This is a genomic window from Denitrificimonas caeni (assembly GCF_027498055.1).
Classification (GTDB): domain Bacteria; phylum Pseudomonadota; class Gammaproteobacteria; order Pseudomonadales; family Pseudomonadaceae; genus Denitrificimonas.
Genome location: NZ_CP114976.1, coordinates 985,275 through 1,010,179, shown reverse-complemented (window position 1 = coordinate 1,010,179; position 24,905 = coordinate 985,275). Strand labels below are relative to the sequence as shown.

Here is a 24,905-nt window from a genome sequence, read left to right as displayed (position 1 = left end):
TCTGTGCGCATACAACCGTTATTAGCTGCCTTAATTATCTGTATCAGTTTACCCCTGCAAGCCTTTGCAGCGGCACAGATTAACAGTGTACGCCTTTGGCGTGCTCCCGATAACACACGCCTAGTTTTTGATTTAACCGGCCCCGTTGAGCACAGTGTTTTTACTCTAGATGCGCCGGATCGGATTGTTATTGATATTAAAAAAACCAAACTCGCCACTGAGCTCAAAGGTTTAACCGACGGTAAATCACCTATTACTCAGGTCCGCACCGGTAACCGTGAAGCTGACGAGTTACGCATAGTGCTGGATATTTCTGAGCAAGTGACGCCAAAAAGCTTCACCCTAGCACCTAACCAACAATATGGTCACCGCTTGGTTGTTGACTTGTTTGATATTGCTCCCAACAGCAACCTAAAAAAAACCACACCACAACCCGTCACACAGCCCAGCAAAGCGCTGCCGTCACCGAAACTGACCAGCCTGCCGGCTTCCAGCAAGCGCGATATTATTGTGGCAATTGATGCTGGACACGGCGGTGAAGACCCAGGTGCTATAGGCCCAGGCGGCTTGCGAGAAAAAGATGTTGTGCTCAATATTGCGAAAGAGTTGCAGCGGCAAATCAATGCCGAGAAAGGCTTCCGCGCAGAACTGGTGCGCACCGGAGACTACTTTATACCACTGCGTCGACGCACTGATATTGCCCGCAAAAAAGGGGCTGACTTATTTGTCTCTATCCATGCTGATGCTGCACCACGGGCAGCGGCTTTTGGTGCCTCAGTCTTCGCCCTATCTGACAGCGGTGCCACCTCGGAAACTGCGCGCTGGTTGGCAGATAGTGAAAACCGTTCAGACTTAATTGGCGGTGCCGGTAACGTCAAACTACATGATAAAGATGCTGTGCTCGCTGGCGTATTACTGGACTTATCTATGACTGCATCACTGTCTTCAAGCCTTGATGTGGGACAGAAAATTCTTTCCAACATGGGCCGGATTACGCCGCTGCATAAGAAGCGCGTGGAGCAAGCAGGTTTTATGGTGCTGAAATCCCCAGACATGCCTTCAATTCTGGTGGAAACCGGTTTTATCAGCAACCCTAACGAATCCAAAAAACTGGCGAACAAATCCCACCAGCAAGCACTTGCTCGCTCTATTCACTCGGGTATTCGTCAGTTCTTCCAACAAAACCCACCGCCTGGCAGCTATGTTGCTTGGCTACGCGACTCAGGCAAGCTCGCTATCGGGCCACGTGAACATGTGGTGCGCAAAGGCGAAAGTGTTTCTTTACTGGCAGAGCGTTACCAAGTCAGCCCGGCACAACTACGCAGTGCCAACAAGCTTAAAACTGATGTCCTTAAAATAGGTCAAGTTTTAACAGTACCAGCGACAACTTTAGCAGGACAATAATGACTGATGTACGCGCCATTCACCTACTCAGCCCACGGCTAGCCAACCAAATTGCTGCGGGGGAAGTGGTTGAAAGACCTTCCTCGGTGGCCAAAGAACTGTTAGAAAACTGCCTCGACGCAGGCGCTAAACGCATTGACATTGATATTGAGCAAGGTGGCGTTAAGCGTCTGCAAATCCGCGATGACGGCCATGGTATTTCTGCTGAGCAGTTGCCTCTAGCCCTCGCCCGTCATGCCACCAGCAAAATTGCAGCATTGGAAGACTTAGAAGGCGTCGCCAGTCTTGGCTTTCGCGGCGAAGCCTTGGCTTCTATTAGCTCAGTCTCGCGCTTAACCCTCACCTCGCGCACTGCTGACGCTGAGCAAGCTTGGCAGGTGGAAGCCGAAGGCCGTGATATGGAGCCGCGCGTACAGCCTGCAGCGCATCCAGTGGGCACCACCGTTGAAGTCTGTGATTTGTTTTTTAACACCCCGGCCAGGCGTAAATTTTTACGCACCGAAAAAACTGAATTTGATCACTTACAAGATGTAATTAAGCGTATGGCGCTGGCGCGTTTTGATGTAGCTTTTCATTTGCGCCATAACGGCAAAACCATTCTCGCGCTGCATCCTGCGCAGGATGAAGTGTCGCAAGCTCGCCGCATTGCAGCAGTCTGTGGTGACGCTTTCTTAGAGCAGGCGATGCCGATAAATGTCGAGCGTAACGGCCTGCATCTATGGGGCTGGGTGGGCTTACCAACATTCTCCCGCAGTCGCGCAGATATGCAGCACTTCTACGTCAATGGCCGCGTGGTCAGCGATCGGCTGGTTGCTCATGCGGTTCGCCAAGCATACCGCGATGTCATGTATGGCGGTCGCCACCCAGCCTTTGTTTTGTTTTTAGAGTTAGATCCAGGCAGCGTTGATGTCAACGTCCACCCCACTAAACACGAAGTACGTTTTCGCGAGAATCGCAGTGTTCATGATTTTCTCTACGGCACGCTGCACCGCGCCATTGCTGATGTGCGCCCAGAAGATAAACTGGAATCCACTACAACCCTGAGCCTACACGGCGAACCTGCAGTCAGTGGTTTAGCCGCTGGTGAGTTTGGACCACAGGGGCATATCCCTTTAAGCACCACGCCAAGCGCCCCAGAGCCAGCCTTTCAACCCAGCATGCACAGCAGATCGTCGACTAGCTTTAACAAAAGCAGTTTCGGCCAACAACCACCGCAGGCCACTCACAACCCAGAACAGTATCAAAAAGCCTATCAAGCTTTTAACCAGCCCTTGGACAACTTAGCCGAATCGGCACACGAAGAAATACCTCCTTTAGGTTTTGCCATTGCGCAGCTCAAAGGTATTTATATTCTTGCCGAAAACCAGCTTGGTTTAGTACTGGTGGATATGCATGCTGCCCATGAGCGGGTGATGTATGAGCGCTTAAAACTAGCCATGGCTGATGAAGGCCTACGGGGTCAGCCCTTATTAGTGCCTGAAACCCTAGCCTTGAGCGAGGCAGAAGTGGACTGCGCAGAACAACATGCACAATGGTTCACCCACCTAGGCTTTGAATTGCAAGGTTTAGGCCCAGAGAGTATCGCCATTCGTCAAATCCCCGCTCTACTCAAGCAAGCTGATGCAGCAGAGTTGGTGCGTGATGTGCTGTCTGATTTAATCGAATATGGCAGCAGTGACCGCATTCAAGCGCACACTAATGAACTACTAGCGACCATGTCTTGCCATGGCGCAGTACGCGCCAATCGCCGCCTCACTATCGTCGAAATGAATGCTTTATTGCGTGATATGGAAGTGACTGAGCGCAGCGGACAATGCAACCATGGCCGTCCGACTTGGACACAGCTCGGTATGGATGAGCTGGATAAACTTTTCTTACGTGGCCGCTAGCGCTGCCCTATAGTCCTCGCGACGAGAAGGAGTACGCACTTAAAGTCATGCGCGCAAACACTCCAGCAGCTCATGCCAATTAACATCGAGCCCAAACAAAAAAGCCGATCAAACTAGATCGGCTTTTTTGTTAATACAGCGACTGCTTAGCTCATGCCAAGTTTTTTCTCGAGGTAGTGAATATTCACCCCGCCCTCACAGAAACCTTTGTCATTGAGCAGGTCACGGTGCAATAACACATTACTTTTAATGCCATCAATAATGATCTCATCTAAAGCATTACGCATCCGCGCCATCGACTCTTCACGGGTCGCGCCCCAAGTAATGATTTTACCAATCAGGGAATCATAGTTAGGTGGCACTGTGTAACCACTGTACAGATGCGTGTCCATACGCACACCGTTACCGCCTGGAGCGTGAAAATGCTTCACTAAACCTGGGCTAGGCATAAAGTTATCTGGGTCTTCAGCGTTAATCCGGCACTCAATGGAATGCCCGGTAAACTTGATATCTTCTTGCTTAATTGACAGCTTATTACCCGCTGCAATGCTCAGCATTTCTTTAACGATATCAACTCCGGTAATCATCTCAGTGATCGGGTGCTCAACCTGAATACGGGTGTTCATTTCAATAAAGTAGAAACGTCCATCTTCATAGAGGAACTCAAACGTACCCGCACCACGGTAACCAATCTCATTACAGGCTTTAATACAGCGAGCATAAACACGCTGACGCGCTTCTTCATCAATATCGGGAGCTGGTGCTTCCTCAATAACTTTTTGGTGGCGACGCTGCAATGAACAGTCACGATCACCTAAGTGCACAGCATTACCTTGGCCATCAGCCAGCACCTGAACTTCCACGTGACGTGGATTCATTAAATACTTTTCTAGGTAGACCATGGGGTTGCCAAAGATCTGCGCCCCTTCGTTACGGGTCAATTCCGCCGCACGAATCAAGTCTTCCTCTTTGTGTACCACACGCATACCGCGCCCACCACCACCGCCAGACGCTTTAATGATGACAGGGTAGCCAACCTCTCGGGCGATAGCCAAAGCCTTCTCAGGATCTTCAGGTAAGGCACCATCAGAGCCTGGCACTATGGGTACGCCTGCGGCTTTCATTGCTTCTTTTGCAGAAACCTTGTCGCCCATCAAACGAATCACTGCTGCGCTAGGCCCCACAAAGGCAAACCCAGAGTTTTCCACCTGCTCAGCAAAGTCGGCGTTTTCTGCCAAGAAACCGTAACCTGGGTGAATCGCTGTAGCTCCGGTGACTTCAGCGGCAGCAATAATAGCCGGAATATGTAAGTACGATAAGGCACCTGGTGCCGGGCCAATGCAAACAGACTCATCAGCTAAAGACAAATGCATCAGTTCGCGGTCTGCAGTTGAGTGCACCGCTACTGTTTTGATACCTAATTCTTTACAGGCGCGGAGAATGCGCAAGGCAATTTCACCACGGTTAGCAATCAGGACTTTCTTCAACATTGTAAACTCCTAAGTCAGTTAGACAATGGTGAATAAAGGTTGGTCATACTCAACCGGCTGGCCATTGTCGACTAGGATCGAATCAATCACTCCACCTACTTCGGCTTCAATATGGTTCATCATTTTCATTGCTTCAACGATGCACAACACATCGCCTTTTTTCACGGTCTGGCCTACGGATACAAAATCCTCGGAAGTAGGCGAACCAGCACGGTAGAAAGTTCCAACCATTGGTGAGCGTGCTACGGTACCGGTGTATTTAGGGCAAGATGCACCCTCAGCTTCGGGTTCTACTGCAGCAACGGGGGCTGGCGCTGCTGCTTGTGGAGCAGCGGCATAGACAGGCTGCTGTTGCGCGACTTGTTTGCTATGACGACTAATACGAACGGACTCTTCGCCCTCGTGGATTTCTAACTCATCAATGCCCGACTCTTCCAGCAATTCAATGAGCTTTTTAACTTTACGAATATCCATAGACCCTGACTCCAATATTGAGAGGTTGTTATTTAATATGTTCAATTGCTGCGTCTAAAGCGTAACGGTAACCGCTGGCGCCTAGACCGCAAATCACACCTACAGCCACATCTGAAAAGTAGGAATGATGACGAAATTGTTCTCGTTTATGCACATTAGAAAGGTGCACTTCAAAGAATGGGATGTTCACAGCAAGCAACGCGTCACGCAATGCGACACTGGTATGAGTAAAAGCTGCTGGATTAATGATTATACAATCGACTTTTTCCGCTTGAGCCGCATGAATTCGCTCAATCAGCAGGTGCTCAGCATTACTTTGTAAAAATTCTAAACGATGTCCTGCAGCCTGTGCTTGCGCGACTAAAGCCTGGTTAATCTGCGCTAATGTGGTTGCGCCATACACATCTGGCTCACGGGTGCCCAGTAGATTTAAATTCGGGCCATGCAAAACTAGAAAAGACGCCATTCAAAAACCTTGCGCTAGAAAATAATAGGTTGAATATGCCTCGTTTTGCGGTGATTGTCAGCAATTGCATAGAAAAAGTCGATTTATTACCTATCTAGCCAGTAAAAAAACCCCGCTAAAGCGGGGTAAAAGGAGCACATCAAACTACAACATGATTACTTTTTTAGAAAACGTACTGCACACGCAGACTGACAGCGTCACCACTGTCATCATTAGCAGCGTTTACCACTTTGTCAGTCTTAGCTTTTAGATAGTTAGCCGAAACTCGAATGGCGTCATTGGCATACCAGTTCACACCAACGGTGTGTACTTTTGCCTCTGTATCATAAAACTTGCCTACTGGATTCATATCAGCATTTTTAACAGTCAGATTGTCATAGCGATAAACCAGTTCCCAAGCACCTATTTGCTTATCATTAGGTTTAATTCCTTCAAACTTACCGCCATCCAGTTTATAGCCTCGCGGCTCACCCGTTAAGGTGTAAGCAAGTTGCACGTTATAGCCACTGGCTTCTCTATCCTTCATCATTGAGCCAGATTTCGCTGCTATATCGCGACGCAGGTACTCACTTTGTACTGAGAAAGGTCCTCGTGCATAAGCTGCTTCTAAGCCCCAAGCAGTATCGCCATCAAACTGACCACCTCGGCTGCTAGCGAGTACAGGACGGTTGCCATTCGTTTTGTCTTCGGTTGTGCCACGAACACCAAGCCGGGAACGAATACGCCCATCAAAGTCTTCAGTGCTACGCTTGGCATAATTTAAACCCAAGTGCAGCACATTACCGGCTTCAGCCATGGGCGCAATCACACCGCGCAGGTTATAAGTATTATTATTTCTACCATTACTGTCTTCGTTATCTTTGCCGCGATTTATTCCTGCAGAACCATACAACATTCCGCTGCTAGCGCTCATCTGGATGCCCATGCCGTCTTGATTATCATTGACCCAGTCGCCTGCGTCATAAATGATCGAGCGTTCAATGGTGCTGATCCATTTCGAGCTGGTGGCTTTTTCCAAACCAAAGTCAGGATCAAAACGCCCCACTTTGACTTTAACGGGCTTAAAGCCTGTGTACGCAATGGAAGCCTCATCCCACTTACTATTACCATCATCAGCAAAGTTCAGCTTAAATGCATACTGCCAGTCGTGATAAGCATGCCCCGACACTTCTAAAGTGGCGCGACGGAAATACGCCTCATTGGCACTCTTACCATTTTTGGTATAAATTCCATCAAACTGATCAAAATCGGCTTGGATACGCCCGCCCAACTTAAACGAAAAAGCCTGATCCACAGTCGCTACGGCAAAACCACCCTTGGTTTTTATGGCGATATCAGGACCATCGGTAGTCACTGTCCCCGCTGTGGCTTGTACTGAAATAAACACTGCTAAAGTGCTCACAGCAAAAACCTGATAAACGGCTGTCTTGGTACATATCCGATTCATTCAATATGATAAGGCCTGACTAACCCCGACACTTTTTATGGTAAAAAGATAAACAACCATAAGGGGTTAAACATGAGCAAAGGCTACCGTTATTCAGATGAGTTTAAGCAAGAAGCTGTCAACCAAGTGACCGTCCATGGTTATGCTGTTGTAGACGTTGCTACGCGCTTAGGCATCAGCGATAAGACGCTGTACAACTGGATTAAGATCTTTTCCAAACCGGTTAAAAAACGACTGGAAGATAATGATTTACAAACAGAAATCGCCCGTTTAAAGCGCGAACTGAAGCGTGTTGAGCAAGAGCGCAACATCTTAAAGGAGGCCGCCGTGTTCTTTGCCAGCGAGTCAAAGAACGGTACGCGTTCATAAAATCTCGTCGCCACCGTTATCCTGTGCGCTTGCTTTGCAAAGTGATGCGTGTTCATCACAGCAGCTATTACGCTTGGGTTAAAGCGCCAGAGAGCAAGCGGTGCAAGGATGATCAGCGCTTATTGCCTCTGGTTAAACACTATTGGCTGGCAAGCGGTGGACACTATGGCTATCGCAACATCCATCTTGATCTTGCTGAGGCTGGTATCAAATGTGGGCGCGATCGAACACTGAGATTAATGCGATTGGCGCAGATTTGTGCGCAACGCGGCTATAAAAGACCTAAAGGTTATTATAGTGGTAAGCCTGATATCACAGCGCCCAACACGCTCGACCGTGCTTTTAATGTGTCTGCACCAAACCAGTGGTGGGTCAGCGATATCACCTACATTCACACCCAGGAAGGCTTCTTGTTCTTAGCGGTGGTCATGGACTTGTTCGCACGCAGCATTGTTGGCTGGTCGATGTCTGAGCGGATGACTGACACTCTGGTTCAAGATGCTTTAATGGCTGCTTATTGGCGCCGTAAACCAGAAGGCACTGTGCGACTGCATTCGGATCAAGGCTCTCAATACAGCAGCCGTGATTTTAGGACGTTGTTCAGTTCACTTAATATGGAAGCCAGCATGAGCCGCAGAGGCAATTGTTGGGATAATGCCGTTGCTGAAAGCTTCTTTGGCAACCTTAAAAAAGAAAAAATACGCCGCCATAAGTACAAAACACGGGAAGAAGCAAAGCGGGCTATATTTCATTACATCGAGATGTTTTACAATCCAAAACGCAGGCACACGCACAATCAGCGGGTGTCACCAATGAACTATGAAAAGCAGTATTTTATGAATCAAAAAAGTGTCTGAGAAAGTCAGGCCTTATCACCACTCAGTGGCCTGCATTGGCCAACCAGTCCCGTAGCTCGCTCGGCAGCAACCCCGTCCACCGGCGCAGAGAACGACGGAAGTTGGCCCGGTCATTGAAGTTGAGGTATTGCGCTACCTCGTCACTGGCGTAACCACGACTCTGATAGAGATCCATCGCTACACTGGCGCGAGCCCGATCAAGTTGCTGCTGAAAACCAGTGCCGTGTTTGTGCAATTTGCGCTTGAGTGTGGCCGGGCTCATGCCGAAAGCCTTGGCTACCCCTTCCAGTCGCAGCGGCTGACGGGCGTGTTGCACTAGATAGTCATGCAGGGCATCCAGCAGACTGCTCTCGGCTGGTAGAGCATCCAGCATGGCCAACCCCTCCTGTTCAGCGACTTGGCCAGCAGTGACCGAGGCGCCGGTCCAGGACTGATGCAGAAAGCTGCGGGGCAGACACATCTGATTCAGTGGGCAAGCAAAGCGCAACTCCTCGCCCAGATGCACCCAATACTGCTCGATATAGCGCGGCTGGTCGCAGGCCAGATGAAATACCCATGGCAACCGTTGCCCGGACAGCCACTGGCTCATACCGGTCACCGCAGCCATGCTCGCCTCGATAAGAAACATGCCCTGCGCGTCAGCGCCAAAGCTATCGCCCCACTCCAGCCAGACATATTGCTCATCAATGCGCAGCCTTAGCCGCAACAATGGCCAGAGCAACGGCTGCAGACGGACCAGCCGTTCCAACGCTTCCAGCAAGTTGGCAGCATGGCGCAGGGCATGACTGGCCGCGCCGTAATGCCCGGGCAACCACTGTTGACCGATCAGGAAGCTGGTGTCATCAGCTGGGATTTGCTGCTGAAAATTACTAATCAAGCTCAGAAACTGCTGCGCACTGATCAGCCGATTACCGGTAAGAATATCCTCGTGAAACAGCCCTGTACCTTGCAACAATCGATGGGCATTCACGCCCCGACCCAGGGCCAGATCAATCAGGCTGGCCGGCTGATAGTGCGCAGGGATAAAACGCGTGTCACATTCCAGCCAGCTGCCATTCCCTGCGAGCTTATGCATAACACACCCTTAGGTTTTGTTTGGCTCGAGCCATGAAAATGCTCAGCCGTTGCAGCAGGTCACGCGCGCGCAGATTGGGCAGCATGAGCTGGGTCAGCTGTATACGATGGGCGGCAAGCATGGATCGCATAGTCATTCTCCTTACTACTACCTAGCTAAGCAAATAGGTATGACAGCCTAGTGACAGGCAAGGGGTCATATCAGCTCAGCCGAGTATCACTGTGCGCCTAAGCCTTTGACCAACCCCGTACCATAACGAGCCTTAAAGCGATCCGACGCCGGCATGTCAAGCCGGCAGAAAGCAACAATCCCGGCCTGCAGCCGGCACCTGCGTTGAGGATAGGCTCACACCCAACCAGCAACCTACCAAGCAGAGTCAAATCAGCTCAAAACTGACCGCTTTTAGTGCCGACTAAGCCTATTATCCGCCTTGACTCACCACATCGTCACATAACTGACATCTGCTGTACCTAAGATGCATCCCCAGAACGGCCCCGCCAACGGCCGCATACTGCAGGAGAAGAACAATGTCTGTGCAATTCGCTACCGCCCGAAGTACCGGGTTTCGTCTCAGCGCTCTGGCGCTGGCTATCGCCGTCAGTATTCCGGTTGCTGCGCAGGCGCAGCAACCGGAAGTGGTTGATGTGATCGGCCAGGCCGCTCAACTGGAGCAGGCGCTGGATGATCAGCGCCGCGCCAATACCATCAAGAGCGTGGTGCACGCCGACGCCATCGGCCAGATGCCGGACGACAACGCCGCCGAGGCACTGCAACGCATCCCAGGTATATCGGTCGAGCGTGACCAGGGTGAAGGCCGCTTTGTGCGGGTCCGTGGCTTGGGTTCCGATCTCAACAGCGTGACCATCAATGGCACGCTGGTACCCGCCCCTGAGGACGACCGCCGGGCGGTCGCCATGGACGTGTTGCCCAGCGAACTGATCCAGTCGCTGTCGGTGGTCAAGACCCTGACCCCGGACATGGACGCCAACTCCCTCGGCGGCACCATTGAGGTGGAAAGCCTGTCGGCCTTTGATCACGATGGTCTGTTCTACAGCCTCAGCGCCGAAGGCAGTCATGATGACAACACCGGCAAGAATAGCCCTAAGCTGTCCGGCGCCTTCAGCAACCGCTTCAGCATCGGTGATGGGATCGACAACTTTGGCGTCGCCGCTGCCCTGAGTTGGCAGGAGCGGGAATTCGGTTCCGACAACGTCGAGACCGGTGGCGCCTGGGATTTCGATGACGGCGACCGCTTAGGAAAACTGGAACAGCGCCGCTACGACATCACCCGAGAGCGCACCGGTTTCGGTCTGAACCTGGATTACCGGCCAGACGAGCACAGCGAGATCTGGTTGCGCAGCCTTTATAGCCGATTCAAGGACGATGAGGTGCGCCAAAGCATGGTCACCAAGTTTGCCGATCCACAATTGGCTGGCGAGCTGAGTGATGCTGAAGTCAGCCGTAAACTCAAAGCACGTACCGATACTCAGGAGGTCAAGAGCTTTGTCTTCGGTGGCAAGCGTCAACTAGGTGACTGGGGCGTCAATGCTCAAGCCGGCTATAGCGAGGCTGGCGAGAAGAACCCCGGTGGTATTGCCAGCGCCGCTTTCGAAGGTGATTTCGCAGACGTCGGCTATGGCGGTATGCGCAAGCCGCAGTTGCAGGCTGGGCAGAATATCTATGACCCGAGCAACTTTTCCCTGGCCGAGGTGGAGTGGGAAAAGCACCGCACCACCGATACCGAGAAAAACATCAAACTTGACCTGACCCGAGACTTTTATCTGAACAGCATGCCCTCGCGCCTGGCCTTTGGTGGCAAGCTCAGCCGTCGGCAGAAGGACAATGACCTAGATGTCTGGATCTACGAAGATTTCGACACGCTGGGTTTCAGCGCTGAGCAACTGAATATGCCCGGCTTTACCCGCGGCACGACTGATTACGGCTTGGGCCGCTTCGGGCCGGCGATTTCCGACAACGCGGTAAAAGACTTAATCAGCGGCCTGAATCGTGACGAATTCTACGATGAACAGGAATCGCGCATCAACGACTTCACTATCGAAGAAGATATCAACGCCGCCTATGTGATGAACACTCTGGATATTGATGACCTGCGCATCATTGCCGGTCTGCGCTATGAAGGCACTCGCATGAAAGCCCAAGGCACCGGGCTGGATGAAAATGGTTTTTTTGCCAATAACACCAGTAAGAAATACGACCACTGGCTGCCCGGCTTACACGGTATCTATCAGCTCAATGACAAGACCCAGATCCGCGCGGCCTGGACCAACAGCGTGGTGCGCCCGACCTTTGGCCAGCTGTTCCCCGGCTTTGTGCTGGATGACGACGAGGCCGAGTTTGGCAATCCTAATCTCAAGCCCCTAGAGTCTGCTAACTTTGACCTCGGCATCGAACATTACATGGGCCGTGCTGGGGCCATCTCCGCGTTCGTGTTCTACAAGGACATCAAAAACTTTGTCTACACCGCCGACATTGCAGGCACCGGCGCCTATACCGACTTCAGCGAAGCCATCACCTCGGTCAACGGTGACAGCGCCAAAGTCTACGGTTTGGAGTTGGCCTACTCGCAGAAATTTAGCTGGTTGCCAGCACCTTGGAATGGCCTATTACTGAACGCCAACGGTACTTTCACCCGTTCGGACGCCGACATCGAACAGTTCGACCCCGATCTTGGCAGCATGCGCAGCCGTAGCATCAGTCTGCCCGGACAATCTGATATCACCGGAAACCTAACACTGGGCTGGGAAAACGACCGTACCAGCCTGCGTTTATCAGCCAACTACAAGTCTGACTATCTGCATGAGGTCGGTAGCGTGCTGGATAAGCGTTATGACTACACGGTTGACGATCAGCTGTTCGTTGACTTTAGCGCCAGCTACTTCCTGCGCGAAAACCTGCAGGTGTTCTTCGAGGCACAGAACCTCACCGACGAATCCTATTACGTCTATACCGGCAAGCGCCGCTACAACAGCCAGTACGAGGAATACGGCCCCAGCTACAAGATCGGCCTGACCCTTAACCACTTCTGATTCAGCACGGGTGGTAGGCGCTCTACCTGCCACCACGCCCCAGACCTTTTATCAGTACGGAAATATTCATGCAGCGATACCCACTTAAACCCCTCGCCGCGCTGGCCCTGTCCAGCCTGTTGTTGGGTTGTTCCAACGCCGACTCCAACAGCTCCACTGCAGTAGAGACGGCCGTTACACCAGCCTCAAGTAAACTACAACACTGGCAGCCGAGCCATGCCGCAGGGGCCGAATCCTGGCAATTGCTGGCGAATAATCAACGGCTGGCTGCGGATGCTAAGGGCATCTGGCTGCTAGACGCCAAGGGCAACCGCCTTGCCCAGCACCCCGGTCACTTTTATAGCTTGGATGTGCGCCAACAGGACGATCAACTGCTGATCGCAACCACCCAGACCAGAAGTCAGCAACCGACCCTGCTGCGCGCCGAAGCCGCCAATCTGCATATACAGCAGCAACTGGTGCTACCGGCCACCAGTTACCGTATCGAAAACCTCTGTCTGTATCAGGACGAATCGAAAAATCTGCATCTGTTCGTGGTCGGCGAGGAAGGTATGGGCGATCAGTGGCTGGTCGGCAACCCCAGCGGCCTGCTGGATAGCGCCGCCCATGTACGCAGCCTACGCCTACCTCCGGAAGGCGAGCACTGTGCAGTAGACGATCAACAGCACCTGTTATATGTCAGCGAGGAAAGCATCGGTATCTGGGCCTATGGCGCCCATCCCGAAGCAGAACAGAGCCGCCAGCCGGTGGATATGGTCAAGCCCTTTGGCGCCATTCAGCACATGGTAGCGGGCTTGGCTACTGTACCCGGCGGCCTGCTAGCCCTGGATGCCGATGCCCAGCAACTGCACCGTTACCGCCTGAGCGAGGATGGCTGGGACAGCCTTGAGCCCATCACACTGGACGGCAGCATCGAGCCAGAACGCCTCACTGTACACAGCGCCGAAAGCCAGCATCAATTGCTGCTGGTCGATGGCGACGACGACAAGCTCTACCAGACCCGTATCGACTGGCCGGTCAGCGCCCTGCCTGCCACTGCCAAGCTGCCAGTACTGCTGCCCACCGTACAGACCGAGCTGATTCCCAGTCCCGGCGATGCCGCCGATGACCCGGCTATCTGGCTACACCCCAGCGACCCGAGTGCGTCCAGAGTACTGGGCACCGACAAACGCAACGGTTTGGCGGTATACGATCTTAACGGCAAGCAACTGCAGTATCTGCCGGTCGGCCGACTGAACAACGTCGATGTGCGCCACGGCTTCCAACTGGGTGAGCGCCAAGTCGACCTAGCGGTGGCCAGCAACCGTGACCACAACAGCCTGCAGGTGTTTACCATCGATCCTGCCAACGGCCAGATCAGCGAACTGGGCCAGATTGCCACTGCCCTGTCGGACATCTACGGCCTCTGTATGGGTCAAAGCAATGACGGTGCCATGTACGCCATTGCCAACGACCAAGATGGGCGCTTTGTGCAATACCGACTGGACGGCAGCCAAGGCGAGCTTAGCGGCACGCTGGTGCGCGAATTTGCCGTCGCCACCCAACCGGAGGGCTGCGTGATGGATGATCAGCGCCAACGCTTATTTATCGGCGAGGAAGACACAGCCGTGTGGGCGCTGGATGCAGGTGAAAACGCCTCCACCGAGATGACCCGTGTGATCGGCATCGGCGGCCTGATCGAAGCAGACATCGAAGGGCTGGCTATCTATCAGCATCCGCAACATCCTTATCTGGTGATCTCCAGTCAGGGTAATGATAGCTACGTGGTGATTAATGCCGAACCACCCTATCAGCTGCGCGGCAGTTTTCGTGTCGGCCTGAACAGTGCCCTAGGCATTGATGGTGTATCCGAAACCGATGGCTTAGAAGTCACCTCAGCCAACCTCGGCGGGCAATGGAGCCAAGGCATGCTAATGGTGCAGGACGGACGCAAACGTATGCCTGAAGGCAACCAGAACTACAAATTTGTGCCATGGCAGAGCATTGCCGACGCATTACAACTCGACTAATGGAGAACCTACCCTTGCCTATACCGACAACACACAGCATGTCACCTTGGACACTGATCGCTGACGCCAGCCTGCTGGTGCAACTGGTTATGTTGATCCTAATCTTGGCCTCAATCATCTCTTGGTTTCTGATTGTTCAGCGCAGCAGCCTGATGAGCTCCGCAGGGAATTCGCTGACGCGCTTCGAACAGAGCTTCTGGAGCAAAGGCACTAATTTGGGCCAGTTATACCAGACGCAAACAGCAGAAACCCCAGGCGTGGAAGGCATTTTCCACGCCGGCTACCATGAGTTCGCCCACCTGAGTGATCAGGAAAGCGAGCCCGACGCGGTCATGGAAGGTGTCCAGCGTGCCATGCGCGTGGCCATTTCCCGAGAAGAGGAACGACTAGAAAAACACCTGCCGTTCCTTGCCACCGTCGGCTCAGTCAGCCCTTATATCGGCCTATTCGGGACCGTATGGGGCATCATGAACTCTTTTATCGGCCTGTCCCAAACCGAGCAGGCTACCTTGGCGGCGGTCGCTCCGGGCATCGCTGAAGCTCTGATCGCCACCGCCATTGGCCTGTTCGCTGCAATTCCTGCAGTGATCGCCTACAACCGTTTTGCTGCCCGCAGTGAAGGGCTGATCAGCCGCTATTACACCTTCGCCGAAGAGTTCTCGACCATCCTTCATCGCCGACTGCACAACCGGAAGGGGAGCTAAGCCATGCGCCCGGTTCGGAGAAAGCTGCGGCCCAATGCAGAAATGAACGTGGTGCCTTATATCGACGTGATGCTGGTGTTGCTGGTGATCTTCATGGTCACCGCACCAATGATCACTCAAGGCATCCAGATCGAACTGCCGAAGGTCGCCAGCGAAGCCATGCCCAACAATGATCCGCTGAATATCGTCACCCTGTCGATTGATGATCAGGGGCATTACCACTGGAACGAGGGTGACACGGTGAATACCGAAGACTACAGCGACAGCAGCGAGTCGTTGGAAGAGATGCGCCAACACATCAGTGCGTTGGTTGTTGCCCGTCCCGAGACCCAGGTATTTATCCGTGCCGACCGCCACGCCGATTACGGTCTGGTGATCGAAGGTATGGCCGCCCTGCAACAGGGTGGCATCAGCCGCCTGGGTCTGATCACTGAGGCCCCCTGACAACATGAACAACCTGATCCCTAACCCCGCCCCGCTTTCACGCCGTCGCCCGGAGCACTGGCTGGCATCAACGCTGGCCACCGGCCTGATACATGGCGTCGCCGTGTTGATGCTCTGGCACAGCTGGTCGCCGCAGGCCCCACCCAGCGCACCACAGACGGTGATGATTACCCAGCTAGTCACTCTGCCCAGTCCAACGCCGGAGCCAGAACCTGAGCCTGTACCGGAGCCAGCGCCTGAGCCAGAACCGGTTGTCGAAGCCCAGCCTAAACCACCCGAACCACAGATCGATCAGGGGGAAATCGCCCGTAAGCGACTGGAGCAACAGCAGCAGCGCGTGCAAGAAGAGCAACAACGGCTCGCCCAGCGACGCTTGGAGCAACAGCGACAACAAGAACGCGAACAACTGGCCCGCCATGAACAACAGGAACGTGAGCTGGCCGAACAACGCGCCCGCGAGCAGCAACGGCTGGCTGCCGAAGCCCGTGCGCTAGCCGACGCAGACGCTGCACGCCGCGCCGCTGAACAAGCCGCCATTGCCCAGTACCAGCCAATCAGCAAGAAGCCGCCGGCCTACCCGCGCCGCGCACTGGATAGCGGGAAGGAAGGAGACTGCACAGTGACCTACACGGTGACTCGTGAGGGCCGGGTAAAAAACCCGCAGGTAGTCGATGGTGCCTGTGACGACCCGATGTTTGAGCGCCCCTCACTGAACGCCGCCAACAGTTTCCGTTACCAGCCGCGCCTGATTAACGGCCAGCCGGTGGAGGTATCCGGTATCCGCAATACCTTCCGCTATCGCATCCAATGACGGAGAGAACATGAGACAAGAACATCAGCATTACCACGCCGACCTCGCTGCGGTAGACGATCGCCGGCTCAACCCCAGTCAGGCCGCCGATCTCGACACCATCATTAACCGCAGCCGCCGCCAAGTAATCAAGGGCGGCCTGGCACTGGCCGCCATCGGCTTGTTCGGCGGTGGTCTACTTGGTTGTCAGCGCCATCCCGGCGCCCCGACCGCCGCTCCGCTGATGGGCTTTACCGGTGTAGCGGCGCAGACTTCGCCAACCTTCGACCAAGTTGTGGTAGCCGATGGCTACACCGCCCAGCCCTTCTTCAGCTGGGGCGATGCGGTGCTGGATAACGCCCCCGCGTGGCTGGATGACGCCTCCCAGGACTGGCAGGTGCAGCTGCTGCAGGCCGGTGACAACCACGACGGCATGCACTTCTTCCCCTTCGAAGAGGCCCCCAACGAACATGGCTTGCTGGTGCTCAATCACGAATACATCAACCCCACCCTGCACCCCGATGGCCTGACCTTTGCCCAGCTGGAAGACGGTCGGCGCCAGCGGCCAATCGATCAGGTACGTAAAGAACAGGCCGCCCATGGCGTCAGCGTGCTGGAAATCCGCCGCAATGCCGAGGGCCAGTGGCAGCGGGTAGCAGGCTCGCGTCTGCACCGGCGCATCAGCGCCATGACTCCGATGGCCATCAGCGGCCCACTGGCCGGGGACCTCCGTATGCGCACCATCAGCGATCCCAGCGGCACCGAAGTGCTGGGCACGCTCAATAACTGCTCCATGGGCGTGACGCCTTGGGGCACCTACCTGACCTGTGAAGAAAACTTCCACAACTACTTCGTCAACCGCAACGCCGCCGACCATGCGGCCCGCCCGACCCATCAGCGCTACGGCATCGGCCAAGGCCAGAGCAGTGCCTATTACGCCTGGGAGTCGGTGGATCCGCGCTTCGATGCCACACCGGATCCCACCCAGAACCACCTTGGCCATGTGAACGAGCCAAACCGCTTCGGCTGGGTTGTGGAGATCGACCCCTTCGACCCCGACAGCAAACCCATCAAGCGTACCGCCATGGGCCGTTTGGGTCGGGAATGCTCGGTTGTCTCGCTAGGCGATGACGGCCGCATGGCGGTCTATTCCGGCGACGACGCCCGGGGCGAATACGTCTGGAAATTTGTGCCCGATGGCCGCCATGACGCCAGCAACCCCAGCGCCAGCCGCCAGTTGCTGGATAGCGGCACCCTGTATGCCGCCCGTTTCGATGAGAATGGAACAGGACAATGGCTGCCACTGATCTGGGGCGAGCACGGCCTGACCGATGACAACGGCTTCGCCGATCAGCAGGCCGTCTTGCTCAACGCCCGTGGTGCTGCCGATATCCTCGGCGCCACACCGATGGACCGCCCGGAATGGGTCGCCGTGCACCCGGTCAGCCGCGAGGTGTATATCACCCTGACCAACAACCGCGACCGCGGCAGTCGCTTCCCGCTGGACGCCGCCAACCCCAGAGCCAACAACCAGCACGGCCAGATCATACGCTGGCGCGAAGCCAATACCGACCCGACCGCCACCACCTTCGAGTGGGATGTGTTCTTGCTCGCTGGCGATCAGCCCGGCGCCACAGACGCTGACGGCCAGCCATTGCTAGACAACCTGATCGGCAATATCAATGGCGACATCTTTTCCTCCCCCGACGGCCTGGCCTTCGACGGCGCCGGCCGCTTGTGGATCCAGACCGACTCCGACGAAGAGGCGGCTCACACGGTCAATACTGGCTGTAACCAACTGCTCTGCGCTGATCCGCAGACTAAAGAAGTACGCCGCTTTCTGGTCGGCCCACGGGGCGGCGAGATTACCGGTATTACCTGGACTCCCGATTACCGCACCCTATGGATCAACGTCCAGCACCCCGGCATCAGCTACCCCGCCAGCGACGGCCACAGCCGTCCCCGATCCACCACCGTGGTTATTACCCATGACCAGGGCCAGGTGATTGGCAGTTGATCACTTCCATGGGCTACCGCCCCAATCCAGCCTTTGCCAATGGATTACTTCAGCGTTGCGCGCTTCGTAATGACAATAGGGGGTGATGATTGGAAAAAATTCACGTCCCCAGGCTATTGCGAGCCACTGGTGGCGGCAATCCAGCACGCGCCTTTGCACCAATACCAAGCCACCTACTATAAGGAATAAACATGAAACTCCGCACCCTGTTACCTACCTGCCTACTGCTCGCCAGCGCGCTGGCTCCGGCGCTGACCAGCGCCGCTGAACCCGTGCTGCGCTTCGCTATTCTTGGCGACGCCGAGCCCAAACCCAAGGCAGAATTCCCCGGCGTGTCCGCGGCCGTCGGCCACGTCAACCACCTGACCGACACCCTCAATCTGGACTTTGTCATCGGCGTCGGTGACATCGCCCACAAGGGCACCGAGCTGCAATACGAAGCCGTCACCCCGGTACTTCAGCGCTTGACCTTGCCGTTCTACCCGATCATGGGCAACGAAGAACACGACTCCACCGTGGAGCGTTATATGGAATACGTCCAGCGCTGGAATGAAGGCAAGGTCAAGATCGAGGGACCCAGCTACATCAAGGAGTTCGACCAACTGGCACTGGTCATGGCCTCGCCCGACGAAGGCCGGGACTTCAATGACCAAGGTGTCGCCTGGGTGAAACAGCAGATCCAGCAGCTGCATCCCAAGCCCGTGCTGCTAGTCGTGCATGGCGCTCCCGCCGGCACCTTCCCCGAGCGCGCCGACAAGGGCATTCACCACCCAGGCTTCGCCGAAGTCAGCGCCCAATCCAACCTGATTGCCATGATCTCTGGCGACCTGCACATGGATCTGGAGCGCTCCGAGCACTCCAAACAGATCGACGGCGTGCATCACCTGCACATCCCTGCACTGGAACGCACCAAGATCCCGGATGAAGACCATCACGTGCCGATGTTCCGCGTATTGACGGTTATGGATGACAACCAAGTGATTGTGGATACCTACCAGGTGGGACTGGATGGCCCGCTAGAGCGACATGACTATCGCTTTAAACTGGAACGAGCAGTGCAGAAGTAACGCTCGGCAGCCCTCCGACAGTCTTTGCTCGGCTGTCGGTTCCTGTAAGAATGAGCCAAGCCATTTGAATGATCGTTATGCCACCGCATGGTCTCATCGTGACCATGTTGCTTGTGTTCGCGCTATATCGAGCCATACGAACACACAGTGCAACCGAAAAGGCATCGAAAAACATAAATCCGGCGCGTAACCACAACCCAGAAACAAAAAAGGCCCACATTGCTGTGGGCCTTTCTGTATATGGTGCCGGCACCAAGAGTTGAACTCGGGACCTACTGATTACAAGTCATCACGCCAAATCTGACCCTTGCTAAGGGTTCAAAGCACCTCACAGATCATCATTCTTTCTGTGAGGTAAACATGAAAAAAGTAGCCGTTATTTCCACTAAAGGTGGCGTAGGCAAAACCACAACAGCAGTCAACCTAGCAGGTATTGCTGCTGATGCTGGAAAGCGTGTTCTGCTCCTTGATCTGGACATTCAACCAACTCTGTCCAGTTATTTCCACCTAGAAGCCGAAGCTGATGGTGGCATATTTCAGCTCGTTGGCTTCAACGAGACTCGCCACAGCGAAATCATCTCCGGTACCTCCATACCGAATCTTCATGTCATCAAGTCAAATGATGATCAGGGCCAGCTGAACAGTCTGCTACTTAACGCTGCTGACGGTCGCCTACGACTTCTCCGTTTACTGGAAGCATTTAAAGACGATTACGACTTGGTTGTCATGGACACCCAAGGCGCACGCTCCGTCACGCTCGAAATGGCACTGCTGGCAGCTGACACCGCAATCTCTCCAATTATCCCGGAGCTACTCGCAGCACGTGAGTTTCGGCGTGGAACCATAGCGCTGTTTGATGAGCTTAGTAGCTATCAATACATGGGTATTCAGCTGCCAGAGTTGCAGGTCTTTATCAACAGAGCCGATGCAGTCACAACTGATGCACGATTGATTACAGAAAACCTGCACAGCACATTTGATGGTGATTCAGGCATTCGCGTACTCAACACATCTGTTCCCAACCTAGCCTCGTACCGACGCGCAGCAAGTCTTTCAATGCCTGCCCACCGAATTGAAACACGCAAACCGTCAGGCAGAAAAGCTCCGTCAGCATTGGAAACAATGACTGCACTGGCCATTGAGCTTTTCCCAGAGTGGGCAGATGACTTTCGACAGCTAACCCCAGAGAAAGTAAACAGCATGTTTGATACTTCTACGCTTGCTCAGCTTGAAGTTGAGGAAGGTCGCGAATGACTACCTTATCCACATCTACACCCTACTCGTTCGAAGCAGAACACGCCGTACTAGGCGGCCTGATTCTGGACAACCAGACTTGGGACCTAATTGCCGGAGTGCTTACCGAGTCGGATTTCTTTCAGTTTAACAATAGGCAGCTATTCAAACTGATTCGCGAACTTTCCGAGCGCAGCGAGCCATTTGATGTCATTACTATTTCCGAGCTTGCCATGCAACGCGAGATGGGCAGCCAAGAGTTTTTGGCCTACGTTGGTGAAATCTGTCTCAACACCCCTTCTACTGCAAACATTGAAGCCTACCGCGACATTGTTCGAGAGCGCTCACAGCTGCGACGACTGATCAAGATTGGCCATGATTGCACCCGCTTGGCCAGCTCTAAAGAGGCTGTCAGTGAAGATGTACGTGAGGAAATTGAGCGGGAGTTGTTCACGCTTTCGTCCGAATCAGCCAGCAATTTTACCGACCTCCGGGCGGTCATGCTGGAGGTGATTGATGAAGTGGATTTCGCCGTTCAAAACAACATCAGCTTACTAGGTCTAGACACTGGACTGATCGACCTAAACAACCTTACTGGCGGTTGGTTTACAGGTCTCAACATACTTGCAGCACGGCCTTCAATGGGAAAAACAGGTCTGTGTCTCAGGTTCATCCAAGCAGCTTTAGACACATTACCTAAAGAACAAACCGTCCAATTCTACAGTTTGGAAATGCCCTCAAAACAAATTGCATACAGGCTTGCAGCCTTAATCGGCAAGCTCAACATGCAGAAGCTTCGGAGCGGGAAACTTGACGATGAAGGCTGGGCAAAATTAGCCGCCGCCGTTGCTAAAATTAACGAATTGCGCGATCGCCTAGTCATCGACGATGACAGCCACATGAACCCATCAAAACTTCGCTCAAAAGCACGCCGAGCAGCAAGGCAGTTTGGGAAGCCGGGGCTCATTGTGGTTGATTATCTTCAGCTCATGCACTCATCCCAGAAACGTGAAAATCGTAATCTTGAAGTTGCTGAGATTTCAGGCGGTCTCAAAGCCTTATCCAAAGAAATGGACTGCCCCGTGATCGCTTTGTCACAGCTTAACCGCAGCGTCGAGAACCGTCCCAACAAGCGGCCAAACAATAGCGATCTTCGTGACTCCGGCTCCCTTGAGCAAGATGCCGATCTCATCATGTTCATTTACCGAGACGAGTACTACAACGAGGATTCGGATGAGAAAGGTATTGCAGAAATAATTCTAGGTAAAAACCGGAACGGCCCAACCGGCGTTGTCAGAGCTGCATTCATTCCAGATCAGATCCGGTTTGACAACCTTAACTACGCCAACATGGAAGGGGGGCGAGGATGAACAGCAAAGATATTATTACATTCACAATCGAGTGTAGCTTGCCCAGTTTCTCCAGCTTTATCGACATGCTGGAAAGCCAGCAAAACAAAAGCAATTTGTACGAGCACAAAAGTATTCGTACAACCAATCATCAAGCCAGCCTAGTGCGCAATCGCTGTGTTGTCTGTCTTTTCGGAGTAACGGATAGCTTTACTGTGATGGGCTGTATCGCAAGACAGCTCAAAGCAGTTAACACAATCTACAGCTCACCGGTTTTTTTAAAAGCATTCTCAGTTATTAACCAGGAGCAGCACTCATGAATACCAAGGTCACCAAGGAATTGATTGAAAGGCAGATGGGAGCCAAAGGTTTTTCATCGAATGCAGCTCCGCTCAAACGTCTCACTGATCCCCTACAAGACACACCCATGGTGGTCACTCTAGATCAGCTACGCTCGTATGAACATAACCCGCGTAAAACACGCAACCCTCTATATGAAGAGATCAAGGCATCAATTAAAGCCCGTGGGCTGGATCAACCACCGCTCATTACACGTCGCCCTGGTGAAGATCATTACATCATAAGAAACGGTGGTAACACCCGACTGGAGATCTTAAACGAACTGTGGCGTGAAACTAAAGATGAGCAGTTCTTCCGTATCCACTGCCTGTTCAAGCCTTGGCAGTCAGAGATCAACGCGTTAGCCGGACACCTTGCTGAAAACGAGCTGCATGGACAGCTAAGCTTTATCGACAAAGCTCAGGGTATCGCTCAAATCAAAGCCATGTACGAGGAGCATGATGGTGAGCAGCTTTCTCTACGCAAGCTTTCTGATCGTCTGAAACAGGATGGCTATCCTGTTTCACATAGCCTTTTAGGGCACATGCTTGAGTGCATCAACAGCATCCTACCTGCCCTGCCCAATACATTGATGCAGGGGCTTGGTAGAGCTCAAGTAGCCAAGCTAATTGTGCTTAAAAACAACCTTACTAAAGTCTGGGACAAATACGACGACAGCGGCAGTGACTTCTTTGAGTTTTGGTTGATGGTCCTAGCAGCGCACGACACTGGCGTAGACTCCTATAACTATGAGGTGATTCAAGATGAGCTTATTGGGCAAATGTCCGCAATGCTGGGACAAAGCTACAATATCCTAGAGCTAGATTTGGCGGTGGCATCAGAAGGTATTGTTAACAAAAACCCGCTCTCAGTTGAGCAACTGGCCAGCATAGCTCAAAACCCACCCCGCCCTGTTGAATCAGATACCGAACATCATGACGTAGAAGACACAGCAACCCAAGTAGTCAGTCCGACTCAAGAGGAAACCCCTGTGGCAAGCAGTGCAACGCACACACGGGAGCCAGCTACTCAAGCTGCAAGATCTTCACAGTCTATTCCTGAAGCTGAGCCAAAGTCTCAATCCGACAAAGACATAGACCCTGAAGCATTTATTGACGGACACATTGTCACCCCTTCTCAAGAAAGCGATACGATTTTGAGAACAAGACAGCAGGTAGCAGTGCACAACGGTGATCAACTGCCTGATTTCAAAGAATCGGTCTTGACCTCCATTCCTGTTACCGCAGGCGGTCCTTCCTCTAGCGTTTCAGATGTCTGGTACATCGAGACACGCATAAAAGACCCACTGAGCCTGCGACACAATATCTGGCTTTTAGTTAAAGATATCTGCTCGACAACTGGCGTTACAGGATTTGGAGCAACAAAAGAAGGTTTAGGGTTTGGCCTTTTTGGCAAACTAGGTACTGATGGCACTCCTATATCACAAGGCGTACAGCTGATGCTGCTATCAATTCTACGCACAACTGACAGCTTTTCTGAGAAAGCACCTATCCCACTCTCATCCGCTCTATTCTCACAAGTCCTGATCGGCGGCTACGACATTACAGTCGGCTTGAACGGCCCTGCGGATGTTGGGTTGGCTCGCCTGGAAGACGCTGAGCTAGTGAAGCTTTTCCGCATCATACGCTTGGCACGAGTACTGGTTGACTTGGAAAAAGAGCTGGTAGAGCAATCTGATGAGGAGCAGAACCATGAATAGGGATTGTAAGTTTACTCCATTATCAAAGGTCACTCCTGTGCCCTCATCCAGCCGAGTACCGGCCAGGATGGCAAATGACAACAAAATAACACCGGTGGCTCCGGTCCCAAGCTACATTTTTAATCAAGCCCTCGTCACGCTGGTCTTACAGGAGGCCAGTGAAGGGAAAATGCAGCGTTGCAAATCATTAGGATTTACGCCTGATCTTGTTTTAAGACTGCAAAGCCTTGCACCCACCAAGTTACATAAAGTGGTCAGTTCCCCGTATTTATGGATTAAACCGTCGATAGATCCTCGAGCTCTTGAATTAATACTGGACAAAATTGATCGTGACGAAGAGCTGGAGCGATTGATCAACCGCGCAATCAAGCTCGGGGCTACTACACCAATGCTGAACAGTTTTTTCGGCCTGTCTCACACCGAAGTTGCTGAGCGACGGCGTACCTTGCAAGTTCAGTCAAGAACCGGACGCCTGCCTGCTCTTAGCAATGAACAGAGACACGCTGTCTGGGAGCGCTGGGTGGCGTTAGTACAGCAGCTTGAAAAGAGCCATGGATGTGAACCTGCAGCTTCAATCCAAAACATCATGAGTGGTGCTGAACTGGACGAAATGAATCAGTTGGACCTCATGCTGGTAATTGCAGAAGAACAAAACATCTTGGTGGGACAAATCTGGCTGGAAATAGCCGAATGCCAGTCAGGAGAGGATGCTTAG

The 24,905-nt window shown here is 53.3% G+C and carries 19 protein-coding genes and 1 pseudogene; 15 read left to right on the top strand and 5 right to left on the bottom strand.

Features of this window, described 5'->3' with window-relative positions; genetic code table 11:
• Window positions 1-75: 75 nt before the first annotated feature.
• Both O6P33_RS04845 and mutL read left to right on the top strand, forming a co-directional pair.
• Window positions 76-1,404: pseudogene (locus O6P33_RS04845) on the top strand (N-acetylmuramoyl-L-alanine amidase); the annotation flags it as partial.
• A complete protein-coding gene (gene mutL, locus O6P33_RS04840) occupies window positions 1,404-3,293 on the top strand; it encodes a DNA mismatch repair endonuclease MutL (protein WP_269819096.1) in 1,890 nt (629 codons plus the stop codon). The pseudogene O6P33_RS04845 and the gene mutL, both read left to right, overlap by 1 nt.
• A gap of 146 nt (window positions 3,294-3,439) precedes the next feature.
• On the opposite strand, the gene accC is transcribed toward mutL, so the two are convergent.
• From accC to O6P33_RS04820, 4 genes are all read right to left on the bottom strand, one after another.
• Window positions 3,440-4,783 (bottom strand): acetyl-CoA carboxylase biotin carboxylase subunit, encoded by a 1,344-nt coding sequence (accC, locus tag O6P33_RS04835; protein WP_269819095.1) that lies wholly within the window; start codon window positions 4,781-4,783, stop codon window positions 3,440-3,442.
• An 18-nt stretch (window positions 4,784-4,801) separates the two neighbouring features.
• A complete protein-coding gene (gene accB, locus O6P33_RS04830) occupies window positions 4,802-5,257 on the bottom strand; it encodes an acetyl-CoA carboxylase biotin carboxyl carrier protein (protein ID WP_269819094.1) in 456 nt (151 codons plus the stop codon).
• A 28-nt stretch (window positions 5,258-5,285) separates the two neighbouring features.
• Window positions 5,286-5,723: a type II 3-dehydroquinate dehydratase gene (aroQ, locus tag O6P33_RS04825; RefSeq protein WP_269819093.1), complete on the bottom strand. Its 438-nt coding sequence runs from the start codon at window positions 5,721-5,723 to the stop codon at window positions 5,286-5,288.
• A gap of 163 nt (window positions 5,724-5,886) precedes the next feature.
• Complete coding sequence (locus O6P33_RS04820) at window positions 5,887-7,170, bottom strand: OprO/OprP family phosphate-selective porin (RefSeq protein WP_269819092.1); 1,284 nt, start codon at window positions 7,168-7,170, stop codon at window positions 5,887-5,889.
• 72 nt (window positions 7,171-7,242) lie between these two features.
• On the opposite strand from O6P33_RS04820, the gene O6P33_RS04815 reads away from it, so the two are divergent.
• A protein-coding gene (locus tag O6P33_RS04815; RefSeq protein ID WP_269819091.1) for an IS3 family transposase occupies window positions 7,243-8,396 on the top strand; the annotation gives its coding sequence in 2 pieces (ribosomal slippage) (window positions 7,243-7,489 and window positions 7,489-8,396; 1,155 coding nt in all).
• Between the two features lie 22 nt (window positions 8,397-8,418).
• Here the strand turns inward: O6P33_RS04815 and O6P33_RS04810 are convergent.
• Window positions 8,419-9,471, bottom strand: coding sequence for an AraC family transcriptional regulator (locus tag O6P33_RS04810; RefSeq protein WP_269819090.1), 1,053 nt, complete (start codon window positions 9,469-9,471; stop codon window positions 8,419-8,421).
• Window positions 9,472-9,998: 527 nt separating this feature from the next.
• On the opposite strand from O6P33_RS04810, the gene O6P33_RS04805 reads away from it, so the two are divergent.
• The 12 genes from O6P33_RS04805 to O6P33_RS04750 all read left to right on the top strand — a co-directional run bounded on the left by O6P33_RS04805 (window position 9,999) and on the right by O6P33_RS04750 (window position 24,905).
• Entirely contained in the window at window positions 9,999-12,518 is a 2,520-nt protein-coding gene (locus O6P33_RS04805) for a TonB-dependent receptor (RefSeq protein WP_269819089.1), read from the top strand.
• Window positions 12,519-12,586: 68 nt separating this feature from the next.
• Window positions 12,587-14,527 carry a phytase gene (locus tag O6P33_RS04800; RefSeq protein WP_269819088.1) on the top strand — a complete coding sequence of 647 codons (1,941 nt, stop codon included), beginning with the start codon at window positions 12,587-12,589 and terminating at the stop codon, window positions 14,525-14,527.
• A 38-nt stretch (window positions 14,528-14,565) separates the two neighbouring features.
• Entirely contained in the window at window positions 14,566-15,231 is a 666-nt protein-coding gene (tolQ, locus tag O6P33_RS04795) for a protein TolQ (RefSeq protein ID WP_269819463.1), read from the top strand.
• 3 nt (window positions 15,232-15,234) lie between these two features.
• The gene (gene tolR, locus O6P33_RS04790) at window positions 15,235-15,675 is read left to right on the top strand and encodes a protein TolR (protein ID WP_269819087.1); all 441 of its coding nucleotides are present in this window, start codon (window positions 15,235-15,237) and stop codon (window positions 15,673-15,675) included.
• 4 nt (window positions 15,676-15,679) lie between these two features.
• Window positions 15,680-16,486, top strand: coding sequence for an energy transducer TonB (locus tag O6P33_RS04785; RefSeq protein WP_269819086.1), 807 nt, complete (start codon window positions 15,680-15,682; stop codon window positions 16,484-16,486).
• 10 nt (window positions 16,487-16,496) lie between these two features.
• Window positions 16,497-18,482 carry a PhoX family protein gene (locus tag O6P33_RS04780; protein ID WP_269819085.1) on the top strand — a complete coding sequence of 662 codons (1,986 nt, stop codon included), beginning with the start codon at window positions 16,497-16,499 and terminating at the stop codon, window positions 18,480-18,482.
• A gap of 191 nt (window positions 18,483-18,673) precedes the next feature.
• Window positions 18,674-19,549 carry a metallophosphoesterase family protein gene (locus tag O6P33_RS04775; RefSeq protein WP_269819084.1) on the top strand — a complete coding sequence of 292 codons (876 nt, stop codon included), beginning with the start codon at window positions 18,674-18,676 and terminating at the stop codon, window positions 19,547-19,549.
• Between the two features lie 360 nt (window positions 19,550-19,909).
• Window positions 19,910-20,803, top strand: coding sequence for a ParA family protein (locus tag O6P33_RS04770; RefSeq protein ID WP_269819083.1), 894 nt, complete (start codon window positions 19,910-19,912; stop codon window positions 20,801-20,803).
• A complete protein-coding gene (gene dnaB / locus O6P33_RS04765; RefSeq protein ID WP_269819082.1) occupies window positions 20,800-22,152 on the top strand; it encodes a replicative DNA helicase in 1,353 nt (450 codons plus the stop codon). The genes O6P33_RS04770 and dnaB overlap by 4 nt, the downstream gene beginning before the upstream one ends.
• Window positions 22,149-22,451: a hypothetical protein gene (locus tag O6P33_RS04760; protein WP_269819081.1), complete on the top strand. Its 303-nt coding sequence runs from the start codon at window positions 22,149-22,151 to the stop codon at window positions 22,449-22,451. Before dnaB ends, O6P33_RS04760 begins: the two co-directional genes overlap by 4 nt.
• Window positions 22,448-24,190, top strand: a complete 1,743-nt coding sequence (locus O6P33_RS04755; protein WP_269819080.1) for a ParB family protein — start codon at window positions 22,448-22,450, stop codon at window positions 24,188-24,190. Before O6P33_RS04760 ends, O6P33_RS04755 begins: the two co-directional genes overlap by 4 nt.
• Window positions 24,183-24,905: a DUF2857 domain-containing protein gene (locus O6P33_RS04750; RefSeq protein WP_269819079.1), complete on the top strand. Its 723-nt coding sequence runs from the start codon at window positions 24,183-24,185 to the stop codon at window positions 24,903-24,905. Before O6P33_RS04755 ends, O6P33_RS04750 begins: the two co-directional genes overlap by 8 nt.